Origin of the sequence: Rhodococcus sp. 11-3 (assembly GCF_023704055.1) — a bacterium.
GTDB lineage: Bacteria > Actinomycetota > Actinomycetes > Mycobacteriales > Mycobacteriaceae > Rhodococcus > Rhodococcus aetherivorans.
Genome location: NZ_CP080406.1, coordinates 2,002,799 through 2,028,030, shown reverse-complemented (window position 1 = coordinate 2,028,030; position 25,232 = coordinate 2,002,799). Strand labels below are relative to the sequence as shown.

Below are 25,232 nucleotides of genomic sequence, written 5' to 3'. Positions count from 1 at the left end.
CGGCCGCGCGGAAGGGACGCGGGTCGTCAGCGGCCCTTCCAGACCGGGGAACGCTTCTCCGCGAACGCCGTCGCGCCCTCGCGGGCGTCCTCGGACACGAACACCGGGCCGACGATCTCGCGTTGCCTGTCGAAGGCCTCGTCCGCCGGCCAGTCGGCGGCCTTGGCGATGACCTCCTTGGTGGCCGCCACGGCGAGCGGGCCGTTGGCCGTGATCCGTTCGGCGAGGGCCAGGGCACCCTCCAGCGCGCCGCCCGGCTCGGTGAGAACGTTGACGAAGCCGTAGCCGTGGGCCTCCTCGGCGGTGAACGCGTCGCCGGTGAGGGCCAGTTCCATCGCCTTCTGATACGGGATCCGGGTGGGCAGGCGCAGCAGGCCGCCGCCCGCGGCGACGAGTCCGCGCTTGACCTCCGGGATGCCGAACCTGGCGTCCGCGGCGGCGACCACGAGATCCGTGGCGAGGACGAGTTCGGTGCCGCCGGCCAGCGCGAAGCCCTCGACGGCGGCGATGATCGGTTTGCGCGGCGGCGCCTCGGTGAAGCCGAGGCCCTTGCCCGGCACCGCGACGTTCTCCCCGGCGACGAACGCCTTGAGATCCATGCCGGCACAGAAGTTGCCACCCGCACCGGTGAGCACGCCCACGGACAGGTCGGGATCGGCGTCGAGTTCGTCGACGGCGGCGGCGAGGGCGTGGCTGACGGCCGCGTTGACGGCATTGCGGGCCTCGGGCCGGTTGATGGTGATCACCAGGATTCGACCGCGACGCTCGAGCAGGACCTCGTCGGACATGCGCGCACACCTTTCACAGGATTCGGTTGCCGACCGCGCGTACCGCGGTCCATTCGCTTATACCGCAACCGAACCCGGCGGCGGCGGACCGGCCGTACCGCCGTGTCACGACACCCGGACGGCGACGGGCGTGACGAAGCCGTCCCCGTCGATGTGCACCTGGTCGCCGGTGTGGAACCAGCCGTCGTCGAAGGTCTCGGCGGTCGATTCCGGGTCGTTCCAGTAGCGGCGCGCGACGCTGGGACCGCGGCACAGCAGTTCGCCGACGCCTTGATCGGCGGCCGGGCCGAGGAGCGCGACCTCCATGCCGCCGAACGGAACTCCGACGCTGCGCGGGTGCGCGGCCCGCTGATCGGTGGGCAGCAGCAGCCCGATGCCGCCGGTTTCGGCCACCCCCCAGCCGCGTACGCACCTCGCCGCGGGGAACGACGCGCGCAGGTGCCGCCACGGCACCCGCACCCCCCGGGCCCCGGCGGCGACGACGGTGCCGCCGGCCGCCAGGGTGGGCAACAGCTGCACGGCGCTGCCCGCCGCCGTGGACAGCGGTGCGGTGAGCACCGTGCGCGCCCCCTCCGCGGTCAGGTCCATCGCGTGCACCACGGCCTCGATCGTGGAGAGGATGTTCTCGTTGGTCAGCTCCACCCCGTGCAGTCCCCCGCCGCGTTTGCGCACGTAGTACAGCACCGCGAGCTCGTCCGGCGCGGCGCCCTCGTCCAGGAACGCCACCCCGTCGGGCAGCTCGCCGTCGAGGGTCAGGACGGCGCCGCTGTCGTCGGCGATCCACTCGAGTTCCGGATCGCTGCACGTCGGATCCGGCAGCACCGGCACCCCACCGGCGAGGACCACCCCGAGAAACGCGTACAGCCAGCGGAACCCGTTCGGATAGTGGACGACCACCCGGTCGGCCGGGCCCACGCCCTGATCGAGCAGTCCACCCGCCACCCGTGCCGCCGACGACCACATCTGCCCGTAGGTGAGGGCGTTGCCGGCCCGGTCGACGGCGGCGACGCGGGCTGAGTGCCGCAGCGCGCTGCGGTCGAGCAGCTCGGCCAGGCACGGCTCGAGGTCCTCGTACCGCAGGACACCGTCCAGTCGGCGACTGACACGCTCGTCACGGAACCACCCCGCTGCGCACGAAACCCGGACCACCGCCACCGACATCGTCACCTCCGCCTCGTCGTGTGCCTGCACTATATGGCGCGGGTCACAACTGGGGGCGGGATCGGCTCACCTTCCGGTGTACGACGCCTTCCCCGGGCCGACGGTGAGGAAGCTGCGCACGGCACCCTTCAGGTCGTCGGTGCCGAACAGCGCGCCGGAGACGTCCGGGGTCTCCGAGTCGGCGTGCGCGACGCCACCGGACCGCCACGCGCCGATGATCTGCTTGGTGGCGTCGTGGGCGCGGGTGGGGCCGTCGGCGAGCCGGTCCGCCAAGGCGCGTGCGGCGGAGTCCACATCCTCGTGGACCGCGTTGACCACGCCCCACGACCGCAGCGTCTCGGCGTCGTAGAGGTCGCCGGTCATCACCAGTTCGCGTGCGCGGCCGGAGCCGGCACGCTCGGCCAGCCGCTGCGGCCCGCCCATCGACGGGGTCAGACCGACGACGGTTTCCACCAACCCGAACTTCGCGCCCGGCGCCGCGAGGACGATGTCGCAGGCGAGGGAGATCTCGAACGCCGCGGTGAGGGTGAGCCCGTGCGCGGCGAACACCACGGGGCACGGCAGGGCCTCGAGCGGGTGGATGATCTGCGCGAACAGGTCCTGCCACAGCTGCGCGCCCTGCCCGGCGTCGAGGCCGTCGAACAGGTGGACGTCCACCCCGCCGGAGACGACCTTGCCTTCCGCGCGGATCAGTACCGCGCGCGGCGGCGCGGCCACGAGCGCGGTGATGTCGGCGATCACGGCGTCGAACAGGGCCCGGTCGAACAGGTTCAGCGTGCCGTGCGCGACGGTGAGCACGGCGACCTCGGCACCGGCCGCGGTGGTGTGGCGCTCGAGGCGGGTGGGATGTGTGGTCTGCGTCATGCGCGCCACACTAGGCGAGCGTGCGGCGCTGCTCGAGGGGTGGTCTCGGCGCCGGCTCGGTGCGCACGGGCCGCGCGAAGAACAGCGCCGCGGCGAAGCCGACGAGCAGGACCGCGGCAGGCAGCAGCGTCGACTCGGCCATGGCGGCGGCGAACGGAGCGCGCACCGGCTCGGGCAGGGCCGTCGTCCCGCCCTCGCCGGCACCGCCGCCGGCCAACCCGTGCACGGCGAGGCGGGACGTGATGAGCGCACCCACGGCGGCGCTGCCCAGGACGGCACCGACCTGCCGGGTGGTGTTGTAGACACCCGACCCGGCCCCCGCCTGATGCGGCGGCAGGCCGTGCGTCGCGGTGGCGGCCAGCGGCGACCAGATGCCGGCCATCGCGGCGCCCATGAGGGCGATCGGCAGCAGCAGCTGCCACACCGGCGAGTCGGGCGTCATCACCGCGGCCAGCCACGCCAGCGACACGGCGAGCAGCGCGAATCCGGTGCCGGCGATGTAGCGCGGATGGGTCCGGTCCACGAGCCGCCCGACCATCGGGGCGAGCACGCCGGTGAGGACCGCCATCGGGGCCATCAGCAACGCCGACTCCGTGGGTGTCCAGCCGCGCACGCCCTGGGCGTAGAACATCAGCGGCAGCACCATCGCGGTGACCGAGAAGCCCATCGTGGCGATGCCGATGTTGGCCAGCGAGAAGTTGCGGTCGTGGAACAGGCCGAGCGGAACGAGCGGCTCCCCGCGCCCCCGGGACTGGTACCACACGAACACCGCCAGCAGCGCCACCCCGGCGGCGATCAGCACCCACACGGGAGTGGACCAGTCGTAGGAGTTGCCCTCCTGGATACCGAACACGAGACAGAACATGCCCGCGCCGCTGAGCAGCACGCCGAGGAGGTCGAACCGGTGCGGATGGGTGGGCAGCGCCGGGACCAGCCGCGCCGCGAGGACGAAACCGACGATCCCGACCGGCACGTTCACGAAGAAGATCCATTCCCAGCCGAGGTTGTCGACGAGGACACCGCCGGCCAGCGGGCCCACGAGGGTCGCGACCCCCGCCACCGCGCCCCACAGGCCCATCGCGGTGCCTCGCCGGTCGGGCGGGAAGGTGCGGGTGATGATCGCCATCGTCTGCGGGGTCATCAGGGCCGCGCCGAGGCCCTGGAAGACCCGGGCGACCACGAGGGCGGCGACGGTGCCGGACAATCCGCACCACAGCGACGCCGCGGTGAACAGCACCAGGCCCGCCAGGTAGACGCGCTTCGGGCCGAACCGGTCGCCGAGGCGGCCGGTGACCAGCAGCGGCACCGCGTATGCCAGCAGGTACGCGCTGGTGACCCACACGACGTTGTTGATGTCGGTGTCCAGCGCCCGCATGATCGCCGGGTTGGCGACCGCCACGATGGTGCTGTCCACCAGGATCATGAAGAACCCGAGGCACAGCGCCCACAGCGCCGGCCACGGATTTGTCTCGGTCTCCACCCGCACGTCCTCCGCTCGTAGGCGTCTACGGTAGCGCCGTGGACGGACATCTCCTGGACATCGTGCGGCTGGCCTGGTGCCGCGAACTCGGGCTCGACGACGGAGCGCTCGCCGCGCCGGGACGGGTGACGCGGGTGGACGACGCGTCCGCGCTGGTCCGGGTGCTGCGCCTCGGTGAGGCCACCGCGGTGGTGGGTCCGGGCTGGGCGGTCGAGGCCGTCGCGGCGGTGCCCGACGCGGAGCTGGACGCGTCGGCGTTGCTCGACCTGACCCGCGGCCGCGCGGTGCGCAGCCACGCGCTGAGTTACTGCGCCGACTGGGTCGACGCGACGCGGGTGCGCGATCCGCTGATCTCCCACGAGGTCGACGATCTCGCAGAGCTGTTGCGGCGCTGCCCACCCGACGACGCGACCGAGGCGGGACTCGAGAATGTGAACGGGGAGGCCTCGTCGTTCGTGCTGCTCGACGACGACCACCGGCCGCTGTCGGGGGCGGTGTACCGGGAGGTGCAGTCGATCCTGGCGGACGTGACGGCACTGACCGTGCCGGAGCACCGCCGGATCGGTCTGGCGGCGACGGTCGCGACGCTCGCGACGCACGACGCGCTCGACGCCGGGCTGATCCCGCAGTGGCGGGCCCGGCGCGACAACACCGCGGGCCGTGGCCTGGCCGCGGTGCTGGGATACACCGAACTGGGTACCCACACCTCGGTGGCCGTACCGGCTAGCGTCTGAACGGGCCGCACCGAGCGAAGGGAGCCCTGTGAACGAGCACTCCGGAGGCGACAGCGACGGGTATGTCACGCCCGGCGCCGAGTACAGCCGCGACACGCACTACATCACCACGCGCATCACCGCCGACGGGCGCGACGGGTATCCGGTGGAGGCGGGCCGGTACCGGCTGATCGCCGCCCGCGCCTGCCCGTGGGCGAATCGCACGCTCATCGTGCGCCGGCTGCTGGGGCTCGAGGACGCGCTGTCGCTGGGGTTGTGCGGGCCCACGCACGACGAGCGCAGCTGGACGTTCGATCTCGACCCGGGCGGGGTGGATCCGGTGCTGCAGATCCCGCGGTTGCAGGACGCGTACTTCGCCCGGGACCCCGAGTACCCACGGGGCATCACGGTCCCGGCCGTCGTGGACGTGCCCACCGGCCGGGTGGTCACCAACGATTACGCGCAGATGACCCTGGACTTCTCCACGGAGTGGACGGCGCTGCACCGCGACGGCGCCCCCGACCTCTACCCGGAGCCGTTGCGCGACGAGATCGACGAGGTGGCCCAGCTCGTCTACCAGGACGTCAACAACGGCGTGTACCGGTGCGGGTTCGCCGGGTCGCAGCGCGCGTACGACCGCGCCTTCGACCGGCTGTTCGCGCGGCTGGACTGGCTCGAGGAACGGCTGAGTTCGCGCCGGTACCTGGTGGGCGAGACGATCACCGAGGCGGATGTCCGGCTGTTCACCACGCTGGCCCGCTTCGACGCCGTCTACCACGGGCACTTCAAGTGCAACCGGGGTCTGCTCTCGTCGATGCCGGCGCTGTGGGGGTACGCCCGGGACCTGTTCCAGACGCCGGGCTTCGGCGACACGATCGACTTCGTGCAGATCAAGGAGCACTACTACATCGTGCACGCCGACATCAATCCGACGCAGATCGTGCCGAAGGGCCCCGACCTGAGGGGGTGGCTGACGCCGCACGGCCGGGAAGAGCTGGGCGGCAAGCCGTTCGGTGACGGCACGCCACCGCCCCCGCCGCGGGCGCAGGAGGCGGTGCCGGCCGGTCACGGCGCGTGATTCACGCGCCCGGATAGGTTCCGAAGCTCCAGTACACCCCCTGCGGGTCCCGGCACGTGAAGTCGTGTGAGCCGTAGTCGGTGTCGTGCAGGGCGACGACGATCGTGGCGCCCGCGGCCACGGCGCGTTCGTGCAGCGTGTCGACGGCGGTGGCATCGGGGGCGACGAGGTAGATGCAGCCGGTGCCGGCGGGCGTCTCGATCGGGCCGCCCCGACCGGCCGAGCCGAGCATGACGCCGCCGCCGTGCGGCCATCTCAGCTCGGCGTGGTCGACGCGGTCGCCGTCGCCGTAGACGGCGTTCTCGGTGAAGCCGAACGCGTCGACGAGGAAGCGGATCGCCGCCCGGGCATCGGTGTAGGAGAGGCAGGGCCACACGGTTGTGGTGAGTGCTGTCGTGGTCATGTCTGCCAGTGTTCGTCGACGGCCGGGTCGCCGTCTTGGACGATTGGGAACTGCTCGTCGCGCAGCCAGCGCGACGGCGGGACCCCGGCGATCTCGCGCCATTCCCGCGCGAGGTGGGCCTGGTCGTAGAACCCGCACCGGGCGGCCACGTCGGCGAGCACGTGCGGCCCGGGGCTGCGCAGCAGCCGACGGGACCGGTCGAATCGGATCACCCGTGCCGCCTCCTTGGGCCCGACCCCGAACTCGGCGGTGAATCGCGACGTCAGATGCCTTCGGCTCCAGCCGATCTCGTCGGCCAGATCGGTGATCCGCGGCCCCGGCGAACGCGGGTCCTGCAGCCTGCGCCACGCGTGCCGCAGGCGGGGATCGATCTCGCCGCGCCCGCCGGCGAGCCGCCGGCCGAGCACCTCGTCGAGGATCCGGAACCGGCTCTCCCACGCCCCGGTGGCGGCGATCCGTTCGCCGAGCTCGCGGGCGGCGGCGCCGAGCACCTCCTCGAGGTCGACGACCCAGGCGCCGAGCGCACCGGCGGGAACGCCCAGCAGCACCCGGGCTCCCGCCGGGGTGAGTGCGAGCTGGATGCCGTGCTGGTTGCCGTCGTGGGCGATGGTGACGGCGGTGGTGGCCAGCCCGCTCGCGAGCGCACCGAACCGGCCGGGCCCCTGGCCCGGTGCGGCGGCCCGCGCGAGTTCGAGCGGTGCGCCGATCGTGAGCACGACGGTCAGGTCCGGGGACGGCAGGCCGAGGTGGGTGCCGGGTGCGAATCCCGTCAGCCGGTACCCGTCGTAACCGCGCACGTAGGGACGCAGCGACGGGGCGGGCCGCCGCCGGGCACCGTCCGAGATGCCGGTCACGGTCCCAGGGTAAACAGGGATAGAGGACACGCGCATGGGGTACACGGGGTGAGCAGCCGTGGACTCACGGCGGCGCATGCAGGCCCGGGAGGGCCGGGAGGATCGAGGACGGAACGATGACCGACAGGGTGGGACGCGTGGAGAAGTATCTCGTCACGCTCCTGGACAACGGCAGCAGGCTGCAGGCGCCCGCGGTGGCGCGCTACGTCGAACTGACGCGGCGCGCCCATCCCGGCGAGACTCCGGAGCAGATCATTGCGCGGCTGGAGAAGATCTTCCTCAACGGAGTCACCGGCAGCGGCACGGCGGCGGGCGCCGCCGCGACCGTTCCCGGCATCGGCACGCTCGCATCGATCGCCGCGGTCGGCGCCGAAACCGCGTTCTTCCTCGAGGCTGCCGCGCTGCTGACGCTTGCGGTGGCGTCGGTGCACGGGATCGAACCGCACGAGCACGAGCAGCGCCGCGCCCTCGTGCTCGCCGTGGCACTGGGTGAGGCAGGCATGGAGATCGTCGAGCGGGCCACGGGCACGACCGCGAAGACGTGGACGTCGGCGATCACCGGCAAGATCCCCGGCGCCCAGCTGAGGTCCGTGAACAAGTCGCTCGCGCGGACGTTCGTCCGCAAGTACCTCGCCAAGCGCAGCGCCCTCGTGTTCGGCAAGCTGGTGCCGGCCGGGATCGGTGCCGCGATCGGCGGCGTGGGCAACCGCGCGCTGGGCAAGCGGGTCATCGCGAACGCGCGCGATGCGTTCGGCCCGCCGCCGGCGCAGTGGCCGGCGAAGCGTCCGCCGCTCGCCGGACCGGCCACCGGGCCGGACGGCGATCCGAACTGGCAGGCGCTGTCCTCTCCCCTGACCGGCTGGTGAGATGTCCGCGGGCACGGTGTTCGTGCGCGAGAGCGGATCCGGCCCGCGCACCGTGGTCCTCCTGCACGGATACTCCGACCACGGGGGCACCTGGTGCAAGGTGGCCCCGGCCCTGGCCGAACGCCACCGGGTCCTGACCGTCGACCTGCCGGGGTTCGGCCGGAGCGCCGGGCACTGGCGGGCGCCGGTACTGGACCACTACGTCGACACCGTCGCCGACGTGATCGCCGACTGCCGGGATCCGGTTGCGCTGATCGGCAATTCGCTGGGAGCGGTGACGTCGCTGGCGTTCGCGTCGACGTATCCGCGCCGGGTGGACGGCGTCGTACTCGCCGACATGCCGGGGATGGCCGGCATACCGCGCAGCTGGCTGGGCGGAGCGCGGCTGCCGTTGGACATGGTGTCGCGCGCGCTGTCCCGGCCCGTGCCGCCGGCGCTCGTGCAGTTCGCCGTCGCCGCCCTGTACACCCGCGCGGCGCTGCACCGCCCGGACCGGCTGGGCGTCGACACGCGCACCGCGTTCGCGGCGAACTACGCGACGCGGCGCAGCATCGAGACCATGCTGGCCGTCGGCCGGGCCGTGATCCCCGAACTGGGCCGGCTGCCGATTCCCGAGATGGTGAACTCCCTGACCGTGCCGGCGCTGCTGGTGTGGGGCGAGCGGGATCTGATCACCCCGGCGCGCGCCGCGGGCCGGGTGAACACCGGGGCCCGGCGACGGGTCGCGATCATTCCGGACGCCGGGCACTGCCCGCAGCTCGACGCCCCGAGCGAATTCCTCGAACTGGTGCTTCCCTTCCTCGACCGGTCCTTCTCCCGGTCCGCCGCGCCGGGCACGTAGGCTCGCGGGGTCCGAGCAGGGGCCCACACCAGGGAGGGTATCGATGACAGCGCCGTTCCCGACGGGGCCGGTCGCCGGCGCCGGGTACGCGAACGCGGCCGCGCCGCCGCCGGGCATCGCCGTGCAGGGGCTGAGCAAGACCTTTCGCAACGTGCCGGCGGTGTCGGACCTGTCGTTCTCCGTCCCGCCGGGATCGATCACGGGATTCCTCGGACCGAACGGCTCCGGGAAGACGACGACCCTGCGGATGCTGCTCGGTCTGGTGCGCCCGACGGCCGGTGCCGCGCTCGTCGACGGGATGCCCTTCACCTCGCTGCCGCAGCCGGCGCGGGTGGTCGGTGCGGTGCTGGACGCGCAGAGCTTCCATCCCAAGCACACCGCCGGAACCCATCTCGACGTGTACGCCGCCGCGATCGGCGTGCCGGCGGCCCGGGTGCGGCACGTTCTCGACCTGGTCGGGCTCGGCGCGGCCGCCCGACGGCGGATCGGCGAGTTCTCCCTCGGCATGCGGCAGCGGCTGGCCCTGGCCACCGCGCTGCTCGGCGAACCGCGCTACCTCGTGCTCGACGAACCGGCGAACGGCCTGGACCCCGAAGGCATGGCCTGGCTGCGCGACTTCCTGCTCGGCTACGCGCGTTCCGGGGGCACCGTGCTGATCTCGAGCCACATCCTGCGGGAGGTCGAGCAGACGGCCGACCGTCTGGTGATCATCAGCCGCGGCATGCTCGTGCACCAGGGCACGACGGCGGACCTGCGGCACGCGCACCGCGCGCGGGTCCTCGTCGCCGCCTCCGACCCGGCCCGCCTGGCGACGGCGCTGGCCGCGGCGGGCCACACCGACGCGCAGGTGCAGCCGGACGGCCGGCTCGCGATCGTCGGGGTGGAGCCCGAGCGCGTCGCGGCGCTCGCCGCCGGACACGGCGTGACGGTGTTCGGGACGAGCGTCGAGCACGCCGACCTCGAACAGGTGTTCCTGGCGATGACGGCCGGGCAGTACGTGGGGGCCGCGCCGGGGTGGGGCATGCAGGGGCCGACGCCCCCGCAGCAGCCGCCCTACCCGGGACAGTTCCCGCCGCCCGGCCCGTTCCCGCCCGGGCAACAGCATTCGCCGACCGGCTGGGAGGGACCCCGATGACCGCGTTGCTGACGGCCGAGTTCCGCAAGGTCCTGGGCCTGCGCTACTGGTGGATCCTCGGCATCACCCCGGTGGTGGTGGGCCTGTTCTCCGGTGCGCTGACCCTGCCGATCCTCGGCACGCTCGAGAGCCTCGTCGGCGAGAGCTTCGCCGAGACCGCCGCCGCCGCGATCGGGGTGAGCGTCGCGCTCGCGCTGGTGTTCCTGTTCGCGGCGCTGTTCGGGGTGGTCAACACGGGCAGCGAGTTCCAGCACCGCACCATCGTCACCAGTTTCCTGACCACGCGCGGCCGCGACGGGGTGATCGCCGCCAAGCTGACGACGGCGGTCGCGTTCGGGCTGCTGTACTGCGTGGTGGTCGAGGCCGTGTCGATGCTGACCATCCTGATGTTCGGCGGTGGTCTCGCCGGTGACGGCTCGGGTGCGGGCAGTGTCGCCGCGGTCCTCGGCGCCGGCCTGTTCGCCGCGATGCTGTGGGCCCTCATGGGCGCCGGACTCGGCCTGCTCACCGGGTCGACGGCCGGCAGCGTCCTGGCGATCACCGCCTGGATCCCGTTCGGGGAGCTGATCGTCTCGCTGATCCTCGACGGCCTCGGGGCGGGCGCACTCGCCCGGCTGCTGCCCGGGCAGCTCACCTGGTACACGGTCTTCACCGTCATCGACCTGCCCGAGGAGGTCGACCCGGCCGTGACGTGGCCGGCGGCGCCGCTGGGGCTGCTCGGCTGGACCGCGCTGATCTGCGGCCTCGGCTGGTGGCGCACCCGGACCCGCGACATCGTCTGAGTCCGACGGCGGTTCTCGCGGCGAAGGGGAGGTTGCTGCGGCATCGATCGAGTGGTGGGCGCAACAACCACCCCCTCGCCGCAGAATCCTCCCGTGTCCCCGGCCGGCGCTAATGTCGGAAGACGATGGCACACGACGCGCGTTCCCCCGGTTGGATCCGTCGGCTGGGCGCGGAGGCCTGGCAGCATCGCCGCGTCGCGCTCGGCGCGCTGACCGTCACCGTCGTCGCCGCACTGATCGACATCACGTTCCCGTTGCTGACCAAGCTGGCGCTCGACAGCGCCACCCACCCCGACGGCCACGACCTGCAGCTGATCGGGCTGGCGGCGGCGGCGATCGCGGTGGGCGCGCTGGTGCGGTTCGGGTGTCAGTACGGCCGGCGGATGCTCGCCGGCCGGCTCTCGCTGGACGTGCAGCACGACCTGCGGCTCGGGCTGCTCGCCTCGCTGCAGCGGCTCGACGGGCGCGGCCAGGACCAGATCCGCACCGGGCAGGTGGTGTCGCGGTCGATCACCGACCTGCAACTCGTCCAGGGCCTGCTGGCGATGGTCCCCATGTCGGCCGGGGCGCTGTTGCAGTTCGCGCTGGCGCTGGTGATCATGGCGGTGCTCTCGCCGCTGCTGACCCTCGTCGCCCTCGTCACCGTCCCGGTGATCGCCGGGGTGGTCGCCGTCGTCCGGCCCAAACTGTTCGCGGCGACGTGGTCGGCGCAGCAACGCGCGGCCGACCTGGCCCAGCACGTGGAGGAGACCGTCACCGGGGTGCGGGTGGTCAAGGGGTTCGGGCAGGAGGCCCGCGCCGTGGACCAGCTCGAACAGCACGGCCGCGCCCTCTATGCCGAGCGCATGCGCGCCGCCCGGATCAACGCCACGTTCGCCGCCCCGATGGGTGCCATCCCGCAACTCGGGCTCGTCGCCGTGATCGCGCTCGGCGGCTGGCTGGCCCTGCAGGGCACCGTCACCGTCGGCACGTTCCTCGCGTTCGCCGCCTACCTGGCGACGATGACCGCGACGACGCGCACGCTGTTCTCGGTGGTGATCATGGCGCAGCTCTCCCGCGCCGCGGTCGAGCGGGTGTACGAGGTGATCGACACCGAGCCCGACGTCGCCGACCCGCCGCATCCGGTGCCGCTGCCGGACGGGCCGCTGGGGCTGGTCCTCGACGCGGTGACGTTCGGTTTCGAGCGCGGACGGCCCGTGCTCGACGGTCTCGACCTCGAACTGGCGCCGGGCGAGACCGTCGCCGTGGTCGGCTCCGCCGGCTCCGGCAAGACGGCGATGTCGCTGCTGCTGCCCCGGTTCTACGCCCCCGAATCCGGCGCCGTGTACGTCACCACCGCCGACGGCGACAGGATCGACGTCGCCGCCCTGCGCGCCGAGCACCTGCGCGAGGCGGTGAGCCTGGTGTTCGACGAACCGTTCCTGTTCTCGGACACGATCGCGGCGAACATCGCGCTGGGCCGGCCCGAGGCGAGCGCCGAGGAGATCCGCGCCGCCGCGCGGGCGGCGTGCGCCGACGAGTTCGTCGAGGCGCTCCCCGACGGGTACGACACCGTCGTCGGGGAGCGCGGTCTGACGCTGTCGGGTGGGCAACGGCAGCGCGTCGCGCTCGCCCGGGCGCTGCTGCTCGACCCCCGGGTGCTGATCCTCGACGACGCGACCTCCGCGGTGGACGCGGAGACGGAGGCCGCGATCTTCGCGGCGCTGCGGGCGCGCCCGAAGCGCACCACGCTGATCCTCGCGCACCGGCGGTCCACGCTGTCGCTCGCCGACCGGGTCGCGGTGCTCGACGGCGGTCGCGTCGTCGACTCCGGGACCGTCCACGAACTCGAGGCGCGCAACGCCCTCTTCCGGGCCCTGCTCAGTGGCGCCGAGGACGAGACGCCGGAGCCGGACCGCGCCGACGGGTACGGCGTCGAAGCGTTGTGGCCGGAGGCGGCGCCCGACTCCGATCCGGCCGCGGTCCGGGCGGCCGCGCCGCAGGCGGGGCCGGGCGGGGGTGGCCGCGGCGGCGGTCCGATGAGCGGCGCCCTCGGGTCGATCGCCCCCACGCCGGCGCTGCGCCGGGCGGTCGAGGCGTTGCCCCCGGCCACCGAGCAACCGGGGCTCGACACGGCACAGCTGCGGCGCCCCGACCCCGAGTTCCGCCTCTCCCGGACGCTGCGGCCGGTGCGGTGGCTGCTGGCGGCGGTGGTGCTGTGCCTGGCGGTCGAGTCGCTGACGTCGATCGCGTTCCCGTCGATCGTGCGTTACGCCGTCGACCGCGGCGTCACGCCGGGCGAACCCGCGCGGCTGTGGGCGGCCACCGCCGTGGGCGCCGCGCTGGCGCTCCTGGCCTGGCTGGTGGTCGCGGTGCTCACCGTGCTCACCGCCCGCGCCGGCGAAAGGGTGCTGTTCGGGTTGCGGGTGCGCAGCTACGCGCACCTGCAGCGGCTGGGTCTGGACTACTACGAGCGGGAGCTGTCCGGCCGCATCATGACCCGGATGACCACGGACGTCGACGCGCTCTCCTCGTTCATCCAGACCGGGTTGTCCACCGCGGTGGTGAGCGTGCTGACGCTGGTCGGGATCTCGGTCGCCCTGCTCGCCACCGACCTCACCCTGGGGCTGGTGGCGCTGGCGGTGGTGCCGCCGTTGCTCGCGGCGACGCTGTGGTTCCGGCGGGTCTCGTCCACGGCCTACTCGGTCTCCCGCGAACGCATCTCCCTGGTCAACGCGGACTTCCAGGAGAACGTCACCGGGCTGCGGGCGGCCCAGGCCTACCGCCGGGAGGAGTTCGCGGCCCGCCGGTTCGCCGAGCGCGCCGATGCGTACCGGCGCAGCCGGATGCGCTCCCAGCGGGCCATCTCGCTGTACTTCCCGTTCATTGCGCTGCTGTCCGACCTCGCGCTGGCCGCGGTGGTGTTCGTCGGAGCCCGGGAGGTGGCCTCCGGGGCGACGACCGCGGGCGTGCTCGTCGCGTTCGTGCTCTACCTCGGCCTGCTGTTCGGTCCCATCCAGCAGTTGTCGCAGGTGTTCGACGGCTACCAGCAGGCCCGGGTGGGGCTGCGCCGGATCGGCGACCTGCTGCGCACCGAGAGTTCCCTCGAGACGGGCGGCACCGGCACGGTGCCCGTCCCGGGACACCTGCGCGGCGACGTGCGCCTCGACGACGTCGGGTTCCGCTACGCGGGGGCCGACACCGACGCGCTCACCGGCGTGGACCTGCACTTCCCCGCCGGCTCCACGGTGTCGCTCGTCGGCCGCACCGGCGCCGGCAAGTCCACGATCGTCAAGCTGCTGGCCCGGTTCTACGATCCGACGTCCGGCTCGGTGCGGGTCGACGACGTCGACCTGCGCGGGTATCGCCTGCCCGAGTACCGGGCCCGGCTCGGCGTCGTCCCGCAGGAGGCGCACCTGTTCACCGGCACCGTCGCGAGCAACATCGCCTACGGGCGGCCCGATGCGGACCGCGCGGACATCGAGGCCGCCGCACGCGCGGTGGGGGCCCTCGACATGATCGCCGGTCTGCCCGGCGGCATGCTGCATCCCGTCGGCGAGCGCGGGCAGGGCCTGTCCGCCGGGCAGCGTCAGCTCGTGGCGCTGGCCCGGGCCGAACTCGTCGATCCGGACCTGCTGCTGCTCGACGAGGCCACCGCGACGCTCGACCCGGGCACCGAACGGGCGGTGCTCGCGGCGGGCGAGTCGGTGACCCGCAGCCGCACCGCCGTGGTGGTGGCCCACCGGCTGGCCACCGCGGCACGCTCCGACCTGGTCGTCGTGGTCGACGGCGGGCGCATCGTGGAGACCGGATCGCACGACGCACTGCGGCACGCCGGAGGCGTGTACACGACCCTCTGTGATGCGGCCCAAATGCGGGCAGGGAATAATCGGCTGTCGAGAACCGTCGTCGATGGGGATCCCATCGAATCAGAGATTGTGAGGTAGGTCTCGACCGTGGCAGAGCTTTTTTGTTCGTCACAGCCGCGGGCTAGCCTCATATACATAGGCACTCCGATCGGGTACCGAAGAAAGAAACGAGGCGAACAACTGCCGTGAGCAGCAGCTCTACTTCCCAGTTCGGACAGAACCAGTGGTTGGTTGACGAGATGTACCAGCGGTTCCAGGACGATCCGTCGTCCGTGGACGCCAGCTGGCACGAATTCCTGACGGACTACTCCCCGGAGGCGGCGGTCGCGGGTGGCGCGAACGGCGCCACGCAGACCCAGCGTCCGGCGCAGAGTTCCGCCCCGACCTCCACCGAATCCGCCCCCGCCTCGAAGGCCACCCCGGCCCAGGCTCCGCCGAAGGCCGCTACTGCCCCGGCGAAGCCCGCACCGGCACCCAAGGCGGCTCCCGCTCCGGAACCGGCCAAGCCCGCCGCCGCCAAGCCGGCCCCCGCGAAGCCCGCCGCCGCCAAGCCGGCCCCCGCGAAGCCCGCCGCGCCGGCCACCCAGGAAGAGTCCAAGGTTCTCCGTGGCGCTGCCGCTGCCGTCGCGAAGAACATGAACGCCTCGCTCTCGATCCCGACCGCCACCAGTGTGCGCGCCATCCCTGCGAAGCTGATGGTCGACAACCGGATCGTCATCAACAACCACCTCGCCCGTACCCGCGGCGGCAAGGTGTCGTTCACTCACCTGCTCGGCTACGCCATCGTGCAGGCGGTGAAGGCGTTCCCGAACATGAACCGCCACTTCGCCGAGATCGACGGCAAGCCGAACGCGGTCACCCCCGCGCACACCAACCTCGGCCTGGCCATCGACCTGGCCGGCAAGGACGGCAACCGTTCGCTCGTCGTCGCCGCGATCAAGAACTGCGAGTCGATGAACTTCGCGCAGTTCTACTCCGCGTACGAGGACATCGTCCGTCGTGCGCGCGACGGCAAGCTCACCGCCGAGGACTTCTCCGGCGTCACCATCTCGCTGACCAACCCGGGCGGCATCGGCACCGTGCACTCGGTACCGCGGCTCATGCCGGGTCAGGGCACCATCATCGGTGCCGGTGCGATGGAGTACCCCGCCGAGTTCCAGGGCGCCTCGGACGAGCGCATCGCCGAGCTCGGCGTCGGCAAGCTGATGACGCTGACCTCGACGTACGATCACCGCATCATCCAGGGCGCGGAGTCCGGCGACTTCCTGCGGACCGTCCACAACCTGCTGATCAGCGACGATTTCTACGACGAGATCTTCCACACGCTGCACATCCCCTACGAGCCGGTCCGCTGGCGCAAGGACGTGCCGGAAGGCGCGGTCGACAAGAGCACCCGCGTCCTCGAGCTGATCGCCGCCTACCGCAGCCGCGGCCACCTGATGGCCGACACGGACCCGCTGCAGTTCGTCAAGGACAAGTTCCGGTCGCACCCGGACCTCGACGTCACCACGCACGATCTGACCCTGTGGGACCTCGACCGCGAGTTCAACGTCGGCGGCTTCCACGGTCAGCAGCGCATGAAGCTGCGCGACGTGCTGTCGGTGCTGCGCGACGCCTACTGCCGCCACGTCGGCGTGGAGTACACCCACATCCTCGATCCCGAGCAGCAGCAGTGGCTGCAGGAGCGCGTCGAGGCGCACCACGTCAAGCCGACCGTGGCGCAGCAGAAGTACATCCTCAGCCGCCTCAACGCCGCCGAGGCGTTCGAGACCTTCCTGCAGACCAAGTACGTCGGCCAGAAGCGGTTCTCGCTCGAGGGCGCCGAGTCGGTCATCCCGATGATGGACGCGATCATCGACCAGGCCGCCGAGCACGAGCTCGACGAGGTCGCCATCGCGATGCCGCACCGCGGCCGCCTGAACGTGCTGGCCAACATCGTCGGCAAGCCGTACTCGAAGATCTTCACCGAGTTCGAGGGCAACCTGAACCCGGCCGCCGCCCACGGCTCCGGCGACGTCAAGTACCACCTCGGCGCCGAGGGCAACTACATCCAGATGTTCGGCGACAACGACATCAAGGTGTCGCTCACGGCGAACCCGTCGCACCTCGAGGCCGTCAACCCGGTCCTCGAAGGCCTCGTGCGCGCCAAGCAGGACATCCTCGACAAGGGCGAGGGCGGCTTCACCGTCATGCCGCTGCTGCTGCACGGCGACGCCGCGTTCGCCGGCCAGGGCGTCGTGGCCGAGACCCTCAACCTCGCGCTGCTGCGCGGCTACCGCACCGGCGGCACCGTGCACATCGTCGTCAACAACCAGGTCGGCTTCACCACGGCCCCCGAGCACTCGCGGTCGTCGGAGTACTGCACCGACGTCGCGAAGATGATCGGCGCGCCGATCTTCCACGTCAACGGGGACGACCCGGAGGCGTGCGTGTGGGTGGCCCGGCTGGCCGTGGACTTCCGGGAGAAGTTCAACAAGGACGTCGTCATCGACATGATCTGCTACCGCCGTCGCGGCCACAACGAGGGCGACGACCCGTCGATGACGCAGCCGGCGATGTACGACGTGATCGACACCAAGCGCAGCGTCCGCAAGAGCTACACCGAGTCCCTCATCGGTCGTGGCGACATCTCGCTCAAAGAGGCCGAGGACGCGCTGCGCGACTACCAGGGCCAGCTCGAACGGGTCTTCAACGAGGTCCGCGAGCTCGAGAAGTACAAGCCGGAACCGTCGGAGTCGGTCGAGCTCGACCAGACGCCGCCGGCGAAGCTGACCACCGCGGTCGACAAGTCGGTGCTCGAGCGGATCGGCGACGCGTTCGTGAACGTCCCCGAGGGCTTCTCCGTGCATCCGCGCGTCAAGCCGGTCGTCGAGAAGCGCCGGGAGATGTCCCGCGAGGGTCACATCGACTGGGCGTACGCCGAGCTGCTGGCGTTCGGTTCGCTGGTCGAGCAGGGTGCCCTGGTGCGCCTGGCCGGTCAGGACTCGCGCCGCGGCACCTTCACCCAGCGCCACGCGGTGCTCATCGACCGCAAGTCCGGTGCCGAGTACACCCCGCTGCAGCAGGTGGCGGCCGAGGGCGGCAAGGGCGGCAAGTTCATGGTGTACGACTCGGCGCTGACCGAGTTCGCGGGCCTGGGCTTCGAGTACGGCTACTCCGTGGGCAACCCGGAGGCGCTGGTGCTGTGGGAGGCGCAGTTCGGTGACTTCGTCAACGGCGCGCAGTCCATCATCGACGAGTTCATCTCCTCCGGCGAGGCCAAGTGGGGTCAGCTCTCCGACGTGGTGCTGCTGCTGCCGCACGGCCACGAGGGCCAGGGCCCGGACCACACCTCGGGCCGCATCGAGCGGTTCCTGCAGCTGTGCGCCGAGGGTTCGATGACGGTGGCCATGCCGTCGACGCCGGCGAGCTACTTCCACCTGTTGCGCCGCCATCACCTCGACGGCATCCGCCGCCCGCTGGTGGTGTTCACGCCGAAGTCGATGCTGCGCAACAAGGCCGCGGTCAGCGACCTCGAGGACTTCACCACCGGCAAGTTCCGCTCGGTGTTCGAGGAGCCGCTGTACGAGAACGAGGGTGGCGACCGCGACAAGGTCACCCGCGTCCTGCTGACCTCCGGCAAGCTCTACTGGGAGCTGAAGGCGAAGAAGGACAAGGAGAAGCGGGACGACATCGCGATCCTGCGGATCGAGCAGTTGTACCCGGTGCCGCGTCGCCGCATCGCCGAGGCGCTCGACCGGTACCCGAACGCGCACGAGTTCTTCTGGGTGCAGGAGGAGCCGGCCAACCAGGGAGCGTGGCCGTTCCTGGGTCTGGCGCTGCCGGAGATGCTGCCCGAGAAGCTGTCGGGCATCAAGCGGGCGTCGCGGCGCGCGATGTCGGCTCCGTCCTCCGGCTCGAGCAAGGTTCACGCGGTCGAGCAGCAGGAGATCCTGGAGAAGGCGTTCGGCCGGTAGTCACCGGCGGTAGCCCCGCGGTTCTCACGCGAGCCGGGTCGTGCCTGCCCTTCGGGGCGGCCGGCCCGGCTCGCGCCGTTTCCGGCCCCCGGGACGTGACCGAATGTCACACGCGTTCACTCAGATCGAACCGCTGTGACATTCGGTGCGCCTGCGGCGAGGGCCAGCGCGGGCAGGGCGGCGACGGCGAGGTCGACGAACTCCTCGCGGGTGAGCTGCGGGTCCCGGAGCCAGGCGATCGTCGTGTCCTCGACGAACGCGATCCAGCCGCGCACGGCCAGGGCGACGGCGGGCCCGGCGTCGATGCCGATGCGGGGCAGGTACGCGACGGTCCGATCGACCATGGCGGTGCGTGTGTCCTCGAAGACCTGCCGCATGTCCGGGTCCCCGCTCGCGGTGCCGCGCAGCATCGACAGGTAGGTGTCGCGGTGGTCGGTGACGTAGTCGACGTACGCGACGATCGTGCCGCGCAGCATCTCCATCGGTTCGAGGCTGTCGTCGGGTGCGGTGCGCTCGAGCATGTCCCGGCTGGTGTGCCGGACGAGTTCGACGTGGAAGTCGTGCTTGGACGCGAAGTAGTGGAACAGCAGCCCGCGCGACACCCCCGCCTGGTCGGCGATGTCCTCGACGGAGATCTGCTCGAGCGGCCGTTCGGCGAGCAGTTGCACGCCGAGGTCGACGAGCTGGGCCCGCCGCTCGGCGGGACTCAGCCTGGTGCGCTTGCTGCTGTTGCCCTTCACAGATGCCATGCAAACACTCTTGTTGAATCGCAGTCAACAGGCTATTGACCGGCGCTCAATATGGCCCTACGCTTATTTACATGAGTCTTCCGGTTACAGACACCATCGCCACCGATGCGCACCCGCGTCAGGTCGACACGCTGATCATCGGCAGCGGGTTCGCCGGACTCGGCGCCGCCGTCCGACTGACCCGGGCCGGCAAGGACTTCGTGGTCCTCGAGCGCGGATCGGAGGTCGGCGGCACCTGGCGCGACAACACGTACCCGGGCGCCGCGTGCGACGTCCCGTCCAACCTGTACTCCTACTCGTTCGCCCTCAACCCCGGCTGGACGCGGTCCTTCTCCCCCCAGCCCGAGATCCAGGCCTACATCGCCTCGGTCGCCGACAGGTACGACGTACGCCGCCGCACCGTGTTCGGGTGCGACGTGCAGACCGTCCGCTGGAACACCGCCACCCACCGCTGGGACGTGCAGACCACCAAGGGTGCGTTCGACGCCCGGATCGTCGTCTCCGCCGTCGGGGCGCTGTGCGAGCCGTCGCTGCCCGACATCGCGGGCATCGAAGGGTTCCGGGGCGAGATCTTCCACTCCGCCCGGTGGAACCACGACGCGGACCTGACCGGCAAGCGCGTCGCCGTGATCGGCACCGGAGCCTCCGCAATCCAGATCGTGCCCGCCATCGCCGGCAAGGTCGCCCACCTCGACGTCTACCAGCGCACCGCTCCCTGGGTGCTGCCTCGCGCCGACCGCGAATACACCCCCGTCGAGCGGCTCGCGTTCCGCCGCGTACCCGGGTTCCAGCGCCTGTCCCGCGCCCTGCAGTACCTCACCCGCGAGACGCAGGTCGTCGGCCTGGCCAAGGCACCGGTCTTCATGAAGCCGCTCGAGCTCGCCGCCCGCGCGCACATCCGCCGCCAGATCACCGACCCCGAGCTGCGCCGCAAGGTCACCCCGAACTTCCGGATCGGCTGCAAGCGGATGCTCATCTCGAACAACTACTACCCCGCGCTGGCCCGGCCGAACGTCGACCTGGTCACCGACGGCATCGCCGAGGTCACCGCGGACGGCATCGTCACCCGCGACGGCACCACCCGCCAGGTCGACGCCATCGTCGTCGCCACCGGCTTCCACGTCACCGACTCGCCCACCTTCGCCGGCATCTTCGGCAAGGACGGCCGCAGCCTCGCGGACGTCTTCGACGCCACCGGCATGCAGGGCTACAAGGGCGCCGCCGTCGCCGGTTTCCCCAACATGTTCTTCCTCGTGGGACCGAACACCGGACTCGGCCACACCTCGATGGTGTACATGATCGAATCCCAGCTGAACTACCTGGTGGACGCGATCGAGACGATCGACCGCCACCGGATCGGCACCGTCGAGGTGCGCCCGGAGGTGCAGGGCGAATACAACCGCAACCTGCAGGACGCCCTGAAGCGCAGCGTGTGGAGCAACGGCGGCTGCGCCAGCTGGTACCTCGACAAGCACGGCAACAACACCACCCTGTGGCCGAGCTTCACGTTCGAATTCCGCCGCATCACCAAGCATTTCGACCTGGACGCCTACCGCAGCGTCGCCGCGGCGGACCTCCCCCCGGTCCCGGCGCAGACGCCGGCGACCGTCCGTGACTCCGACGAGACCGACACCCGGAAGGTGGCAGCGCAGTGAGCGAGTTCGCAGGAAAGGTCGCCGTGATCACCGGCGCCGGATCGGGCATCGGCCGTGCCCTGGCGCTCGAGCTCGCCCGGCGCGGCGCCCGGCTGGCCCTGTCCGACGTCGACACCGCCGGGCTGGACGAGACTGTGCGCCGGGCCCGCGACCTCGGCGCCGAGGTCAAGGCCGATCACCTCGACGTCACGCAGCGCGAGGCGGTGCTCGACTACGCCGACGCCGTCGCCGTCCACTTCGGCCAGGTCAACCAGATCTACAACAACGCCGGCATCGCCTACCACGGCGAGTTCGAACGCTCGGAGTTCAAGGACATCGAGCGGATCATGGACGTCGACTTCTGGGGCGTGGTGAACGGCACCAAGGCGTTCCTGCCCCACGTCGTCGCGTCCGGGGACGGCCACATCGTCAACGTCTCGAGCCTGTTCGGGCTGCTGGCCATCCCCGGTCAGAGCGCCTACAACTCCGCGAAGTTCGCCGTCCGCGGCTTCACCGAGGCGCTGCGCCAGGAGATGCTGGTCGCCCGGCACCCCGTCAAGGTCACCTGCGTGCACCCCGGCGGCATCAAGACGGCGATCGCCCGCAACGCCGCCGTCCCGGCCGGCGACGATCAGGAGTCCTTCGCCCAGTTCTTCGACCGCAAGCTGGCCCGCACCAGCCCGGAGGACGCGGCCCGCACCATCGTCGAGGGCGTGCGCAGGGGCAGGGCCCGGGTACTCATCGGCGCCGACGCGAAGTTCCTCGACGCCTGGGTGCGCATGGTGGGCCCGTCCTATCAGCGTGTCGTCGCATTCGTCAGTGGCCGCTTCGTGCCGAAGGGCTAGGGTCGCGGTCATGCCCCAGCTCCCCCTGCCCGTCGTGCGGGCCGCGGTGCGGCCGGCCTACCGGCTCGCCCTCAACGCGCGGCTGCCGTACCCCGTCCAGCGCCGGCTGCTCGAGCTCGTCGCGCCGATCCAGACCCTGCCCGAGGGCACGGTGGTGCAGCAGGTCACGCTCGCGGGCCGGCCCGCCGAACGCGTCACCGTCGGCGCCACCGAACGTCCCACCGCGGTCCTGTACCTGCACGGGGGCGGGTACACGGTGGCCTCGCCCGCCACGCACCGGTCCCTGGCCGCGCACCTGGCCGCGGCCTCGGGTTCGGCGGTGTACGTGCTCGACTACCGGCTGGCCCCGGAGCACCCCTACCCCGCCGCACTGGACGACGCGGTCGGTGCGTACCTCGAGCTGGTGACCGAGCACGGCGTGACCCCGCAGACCGCCCCGATCGCCGGCGACTCGGCCGGGGGCGGCCTGACGGTCGCGGCGGCGCGCCGGCTGATCGACCGGCACGGGGTGCGGCCCGCCGCCCTGGGGCTGATCGCGCCCTGGGTCGATCCCGCCTCGCGGGACTTCCCCTTCGACCGGGACACGGTCCTCAACGCCGCCTGGATCTCGGCGTCGGCGCGGGCGTATCTCGGCGACCGCGACGCCTCCGACCCCGGCTACGCGCCGCTGCGCGGAGACCTGGCCGGCCTGCCGCCGACGCTGATCCACGTCGGCACCGGCGAGATGCTGTACCCGCAGGTCACCGAGTTCGCCCGGAAGCTGCGTGAGGCGGGGGTGGACGTGACGGTCACCGAGCAGCGCGAACTGTGGCACGTGGCCCATCTGCAGGCCGCGCTGGTGGGCGAGGCCGCCGACGCGGTGGCACAGCTCGGCGCCTTCCTGCGCTCACACGTGCTCGGTGAGCCACGCCTGCGCGACGACGGCTGAGTCCTCGCCGCCGCCGATCCGGTCGAGCATCTCGGCCAGGTCGGCGGTGGTCAGCTCCCCCGCGACGAGACTCAGGGCCTCGAGCTGACGTTCCTCGAGGACGTGCTTGCGGAACACCGGGACGACGTTCTGTGCGGTGAACACCGGTGGCTCCGTGCCGGTTCCGGTCTCCGGACCGGATCCGGGCGCGCGGTCCGGCGCATCCTGCAGCGCGACGCCCGTCGCGTCGCGCGCGGCGGCCGAGGCGGTCGTCAGCGCGGCCACGCCCCCGCCGGCCGCGGGCCCCGGAGCGTCGTCGGTTTCGACACGGCCTGGGACGCAGCCTCTTTCGGCCATGTCCCGCAGTCCGTCGTTCTCCTCGAATCCGCCCGTGACCGTCACGGTCAGCTCGCCGCACCGGCCGACGATCCCGGCCAACTCGGTGGTACCGAGCCGGGCAGCGGTGGCGTCGGAGACGAACAGCACCGAACGATCCTGTGCGGCAGCATAGTCCGTGATCGCCATGTCGTCGGGCAGGGATCGGGCGAGCGCCTCGAACACGTCCTCGGCGTCCGTGTCCGTCGCAGCCGGGGCGAAGTACCGCAACAGCCGTCCGGTGTAGTCCGGCACGAGGGTCACCTCGGCCGCGTCCAGCGCCGCGAGGTAGTCGGCGCGGCCGCCGAGCCCGGTGCGCAGTTCGGTCCGGGTCCCGCTACCGGCCAGGGCGCCCGCGTAGATCCGGGCGAGCAGTTCGCTCGCGGCGTCGTCTCCGGCGCCGACGACCACGGTGGCGACGTCCGTCGACTCGTCGACCACCGACGGCCCGCACCCGGTCAGCACCGCGACGGCGACCACCGGCCCGGCCACCGCCCGAATGAATCCCTCGCCCCGCAGTCCCCGGCTCCTCGCGCTCCACACGATGCCCATCCTCGCGCATCCCCGGAAAGCCGAACGCCCCGGTCCGGAACCTGGGTGCGGGCTCCGGCCGGGGCGTGCGGTCGATCGCGTCAGTCGGTGACGCCCTCGGCCCGCGCCGCGGCCGCGACGGCCTCGGCGACGGCGGGCGCCACCCGCGGATCGAGAGGGCTCGGGACGATCTTGTCCACGGCCAACTCGTCACCGACGACCGAGAGGATGGCCTCGGCGGCGGCGAGCTTCATGCCCTCGGTGATGCGCCGGGCGCCCGCGTCGAGCGCGCCCTTGAACACACCGGGGAAGGCCAGCACGTTGTTGATCTGGTTCGGGAAGTCGCTGCGGCCGGTCGCGACGATCGCGGCGTGCTTGGCGGCGACCTCCGGGTGGATCTCCGGATCCGGGTTCGACAGCGCGAACACGATCGCGCCGTCGGCCATCCGAGCGACGATCTCCTCCGGCACCGTGCCGGCCGAGACGCCGATGAACACGTCCGCGCCGTCGAGGGCCTCGATCAGCCCGCCGTGCCGGCCGGCCGGGTTGGTCCGCGCGGCCAGGTCGACCTTGACCTCGTTCAGGTCGGTGCGCTCGGCCGAGACGATGCCCTTCGAGTCCAGCACGGTCACATCGGCCGCGCCGGCGGCGAGCAGGATGTTCGCGACGGCGACGCCGGCGGCACCGGCGCCGGAGATGACGATGCGCAGGCCGGCCAGCTCGCGGCCCTGCACCTTGGCGGCGCCCTTGAGCGCGGCGAGTGCCACGATGGCGGTGCCGTGCTGGTCGTCGTGCATGACCGGGCAGTCCAGCGCCTCGATGACGCGTCGTTCGATCTCGAAGCAGCGCGGGGCGGAGATGTCCTCGAGGTTGACCGCGCCGAAGCTCGGGCGCAGCCGGATCAGCGTCTCGACGATCTCGTCGGGATCCTTGGTGTCGAGCACCAGCGGGATCGAGTTCAGGCCCGCGAACTTCTTGAACAGGGCGGACTTGCCCTCCATCACCGGCAGCGACGCGCGCGGGCCGATGTCACCGAGGCCGAGCACCGCCGAACCGTCGGAGACGACCACCACGAGGCGGTTGGTCCAGGTGTAGCGGTCGGCGAGGGTCTCGTCGGCCGCGATCGCGCGGGAAACCTGCGCGACGCCGGGCGTGTAGGCGATCGACAGATCGCGCTGCGTCTCCAGGGGTGCGGTGAGCTCGACGGACAGCTTGCCGTCGATATGGCTGCTGAAGATTTCCTCGTCGGTCAATTCGACCTTCCGGGGGGTAGGTGCATCAGACACGATTGACACGATGACACTCCTGCTCGAGCCGGAACCACTCGGGTTCCGGTTACTGCGAAGTAGCTGCGCGACGGACATCCGGCGCAGCGCTTCGCCAAGGACATTTCGGTGAAGCTTCCGGGCGCGATCACGGTTA

At 71.8% G+C, this 25,232-nt stretch carries 20 protein-coding genes; 11 read left to right on the top strand and 9 right to left on the bottom strand.

Going from position 1 to position 25,232, the window contains the following annotated elements:
- Nucleotides 1-26 precede the first annotated feature (26 nt).
- The 4 genes from KZJ41_RS09835 to KZJ41_RS09820 all read right to left on the bottom strand — a co-directional run bounded on the left by KZJ41_RS09835 (nucleotide 27) and on the right by KZJ41_RS09820 (nucleotide 4,293).
- Complete coding sequence (locus KZJ41_RS09835; RefSeq protein ID WP_006938704.1) at nucleotides 27-788, bottom strand: crotonase/enoyl-CoA hydratase family protein; 762 nt, start codon at nucleotides 786-788, stop codon at nucleotides 27-29.
- Between the two features lie 105 nt (nucleotides 789-893).
- The gene (locus KZJ41_RS09830) at nucleotides 894-1,949 is read right to left on the bottom strand and encodes a class I adenylate-forming enzyme family protein (RefSeq protein WP_029542511.1); all 1,056 of its coding nucleotides are present in this window, start codon (nucleotides 1,947-1,949) and stop codon (nucleotides 894-896) included.
- Nucleotides 1,950-2,015: 66 nt separating this feature from the next.
- Nucleotides 2,016-2,813, bottom strand: a complete 798-nt coding sequence (locus tag KZJ41_RS09825; protein WP_006938708.1) for an enoyl-CoA hydratase/isomerase family protein — start codon at nucleotides 2,811-2,813, stop codon at nucleotides 2,016-2,018.
- Between the two features lie 10 nt (nucleotides 2,814-2,823).
- A complete protein-coding gene (locus KZJ41_RS09820; protein ID WP_065923512.1) occupies nucleotides 2,824-4,293 on the bottom strand; it encodes a DHA2 family efflux MFS transporter permease subunit in 1,470 nt (489 codons plus the stop codon).
- 38 nt (nucleotides 4,294-4,331) lie between these two features.
- On the opposite strand from KZJ41_RS09820, the gene KZJ41_RS09815 reads away from it, so the two are divergent.
- Nucleotides 4,332-5,027: a GNAT family N-acetyltransferase gene (locus KZJ41_RS09815; RefSeq protein WP_006938717.1), complete on the top strand. Its 696-nt coding sequence runs from the start codon at nucleotides 4,332-4,334 to the stop codon at nucleotides 5,025-5,027.
- Nucleotides 5,028-5,055: 28 nt separating this feature from the next.
- Nucleotides 5,056-6,084 (top strand): glutathione S-transferase family protein, encoded by a 1,029-nt coding sequence (locus KZJ41_RS09810; RefSeq protein ID WP_006938718.1) that lies wholly within the window; start codon nucleotides 5,056-5,058, stop codon nucleotides 6,082-6,084.
- Nucleotide 6,085: 1 nt separating this feature from the next.
- Here KZJ41_RS09810 and KZJ41_RS09805 read toward each other — a convergent pair whose 3' ends face one another.
- Together KZJ41_RS09805 and KZJ41_RS09800 are read right to left on the bottom strand one after the other, a co-directional pair.
- Entirely contained in the window at nucleotides 6,086-6,487 is a 402-nt protein-coding gene (locus KZJ41_RS09805) for a VOC family protein (protein ID WP_050034875.1), read from the bottom strand.
- Nucleotides 6,484-7,341, bottom strand: coding sequence for an AraC family transcriptional regulator (locus KZJ41_RS09800; protein ID WP_065922818.1), 858 nt, complete (start codon nucleotides 7,339-7,341; stop codon nucleotides 6,484-6,486). Before KZJ41_RS09800 ends, KZJ41_RS09805 begins: the two co-directional genes overlap by 4 nt.
- 116 nt (nucleotides 7,342-7,457) lie before the next feature.
- Here KZJ41_RS09800 and KZJ41_RS09795 point away from each other — a divergent pair, with 116 nt between their 5' ends.
- The 6 genes from KZJ41_RS09795 (at nucleotide 7,458) to KZJ41_RS09770 (ending at nucleotide 18,769) form a co-directional block, all read left to right on the top strand.
- Nucleotides 7,458-8,207, top strand: coding sequence for a hypothetical protein (locus tag KZJ41_RS09795; protein WP_029542508.1), 750 nt, complete (start codon nucleotides 7,458-7,460; stop codon nucleotides 8,205-8,207).
- A gap of 1 nt (nucleotide 8,208) precedes the next feature.
- Complete coding sequence (locus tag KZJ41_RS09790; RefSeq protein WP_029542505.1) at nucleotides 8,209-9,048, top strand: alpha/beta fold hydrolase; 840 nt, start codon at nucleotides 8,209-8,211, stop codon at nucleotides 9,046-9,048.
- A gap of 43 nt (nucleotides 9,049-9,091) precedes the next feature.
- Nucleotides 9,092-10,183 (top strand): ABC transporter ATP-binding protein, encoded by a 1,092-nt coding sequence (locus tag KZJ41_RS09785; protein ID WP_050034873.1) that lies wholly within the window; start codon nucleotides 9,092-9,094, stop codon nucleotides 10,181-10,183.
- On the top strand, nucleotides 10,180-10,965 hold the full coding sequence (locus KZJ41_RS09780; protein ID WP_006938729.1) for an ABC transporter permease: 786 nt from the start codon (nucleotides 10,180-10,182) through the stop codon (nucleotides 10,963-10,965). The genes KZJ41_RS09785 and KZJ41_RS09780 overlap by 4 nt, the downstream gene beginning before the upstream one ends.
- 125 nt (nucleotides 10,966-11,090) lie before the next feature.
- A complete protein-coding gene (locus KZJ41_RS09775) occupies nucleotides 11,091-14,891 on the top strand; it encodes an ABC transporter ATP-binding protein (RefSeq protein ID WP_251550699.1) in 3,801 nt (1,266 codons plus the stop codon).
- A 107-nt stretch (nucleotides 14,892-14,998) separates the two neighbouring features.
- Nucleotides 14,999-18,769, top strand: coding sequence for a multifunctional oxoglutarate decarboxylase/oxoglutarate dehydrogenase thiamine pyrophosphate-binding subunit/dihydrolipoyllysine-residue succinyltransferase subunit (locus KZJ41_RS09770; protein WP_084648654.1), 3,771 nt, complete (start codon nucleotides 14,999-15,001; stop codon nucleotides 18,767-18,769).
- A gap of 116 nt (nucleotides 18,770-18,885) precedes the next feature.
- On the opposite strand, the gene KZJ41_RS09765 is transcribed toward KZJ41_RS09770, so the two are convergent.
- Nucleotides 18,886-19,518 carry a TetR/AcrR family transcriptional regulator gene (locus KZJ41_RS09765; protein WP_037200704.1) on the bottom strand — a complete coding sequence of 211 codons (633 nt, stop codon included), beginning with the start codon at nucleotides 19,516-19,518 and terminating at the stop codon, nucleotides 18,886-18,888.
- Nucleotides 19,519-19,589: 71 nt separating this feature from the next.
- Here KZJ41_RS09765 and KZJ41_RS09760 point away from each other — a divergent pair, with 71 nt between their 5' ends.
- From KZJ41_RS09760 to KZJ41_RS09750, 3 genes are read left to right on the top strand one after another with little or no spacing between them, the layout of a single operon-like run.
- Nucleotides 19,590-21,173 (top strand): NAD(P)/FAD-dependent oxidoreductase, encoded by a 1,584-nt coding sequence (locus KZJ41_RS09760; protein WP_029542501.1) that lies wholly within the window; start codon nucleotides 19,590-19,592, stop codon nucleotides 21,171-21,173.
- Nucleotides 21,170-21,997 (top strand): SDR family oxidoreductase, encoded by an 828-nt coding sequence (locus KZJ41_RS09755; RefSeq protein WP_102799891.1) that lies wholly within the window; start codon nucleotides 21,170-21,172, stop codon nucleotides 21,995-21,997. The genes KZJ41_RS09760 and KZJ41_RS09755 overlap by 4 nt, the downstream gene beginning before the upstream one ends.
- 10 nt (nucleotides 21,998-22,007) lie before the next feature.
- Nucleotides 22,008-22,925, top strand: coding sequence for an alpha/beta hydrolase (locus KZJ41_RS09750; RefSeq protein ID WP_006938745.1), 918 nt, complete (start codon nucleotides 22,008-22,010; stop codon nucleotides 22,923-22,925).
- Here KZJ41_RS09750 and KZJ41_RS09745 read toward each other — a convergent pair.
- Nucleotides 22,884-23,831: a glycine betaine ABC transporter substrate-binding protein gene (locus tag KZJ41_RS09745; protein WP_065922822.1), complete on the bottom strand. Its 948-nt coding sequence runs from the start codon at nucleotides 23,829-23,831 to the stop codon at nucleotides 22,884-22,886. The two genes, KZJ41_RS09750 and KZJ41_RS09745, sit on opposite strands and share 42 nt — an antisense overlap.
- Nucleotides 23,832-23,911: 80 nt before the next feature.
- A complete protein-coding gene (locus tag KZJ41_RS09740) occupies nucleotides 23,912-25,105 on the bottom strand; it encodes an NADP-dependent malic enzyme (protein ID WP_029542499.1) in 1,194 nt (397 codons plus the stop codon).
- Nucleotides 25,106-25,232: the final 127 nt, after the last annotated feature.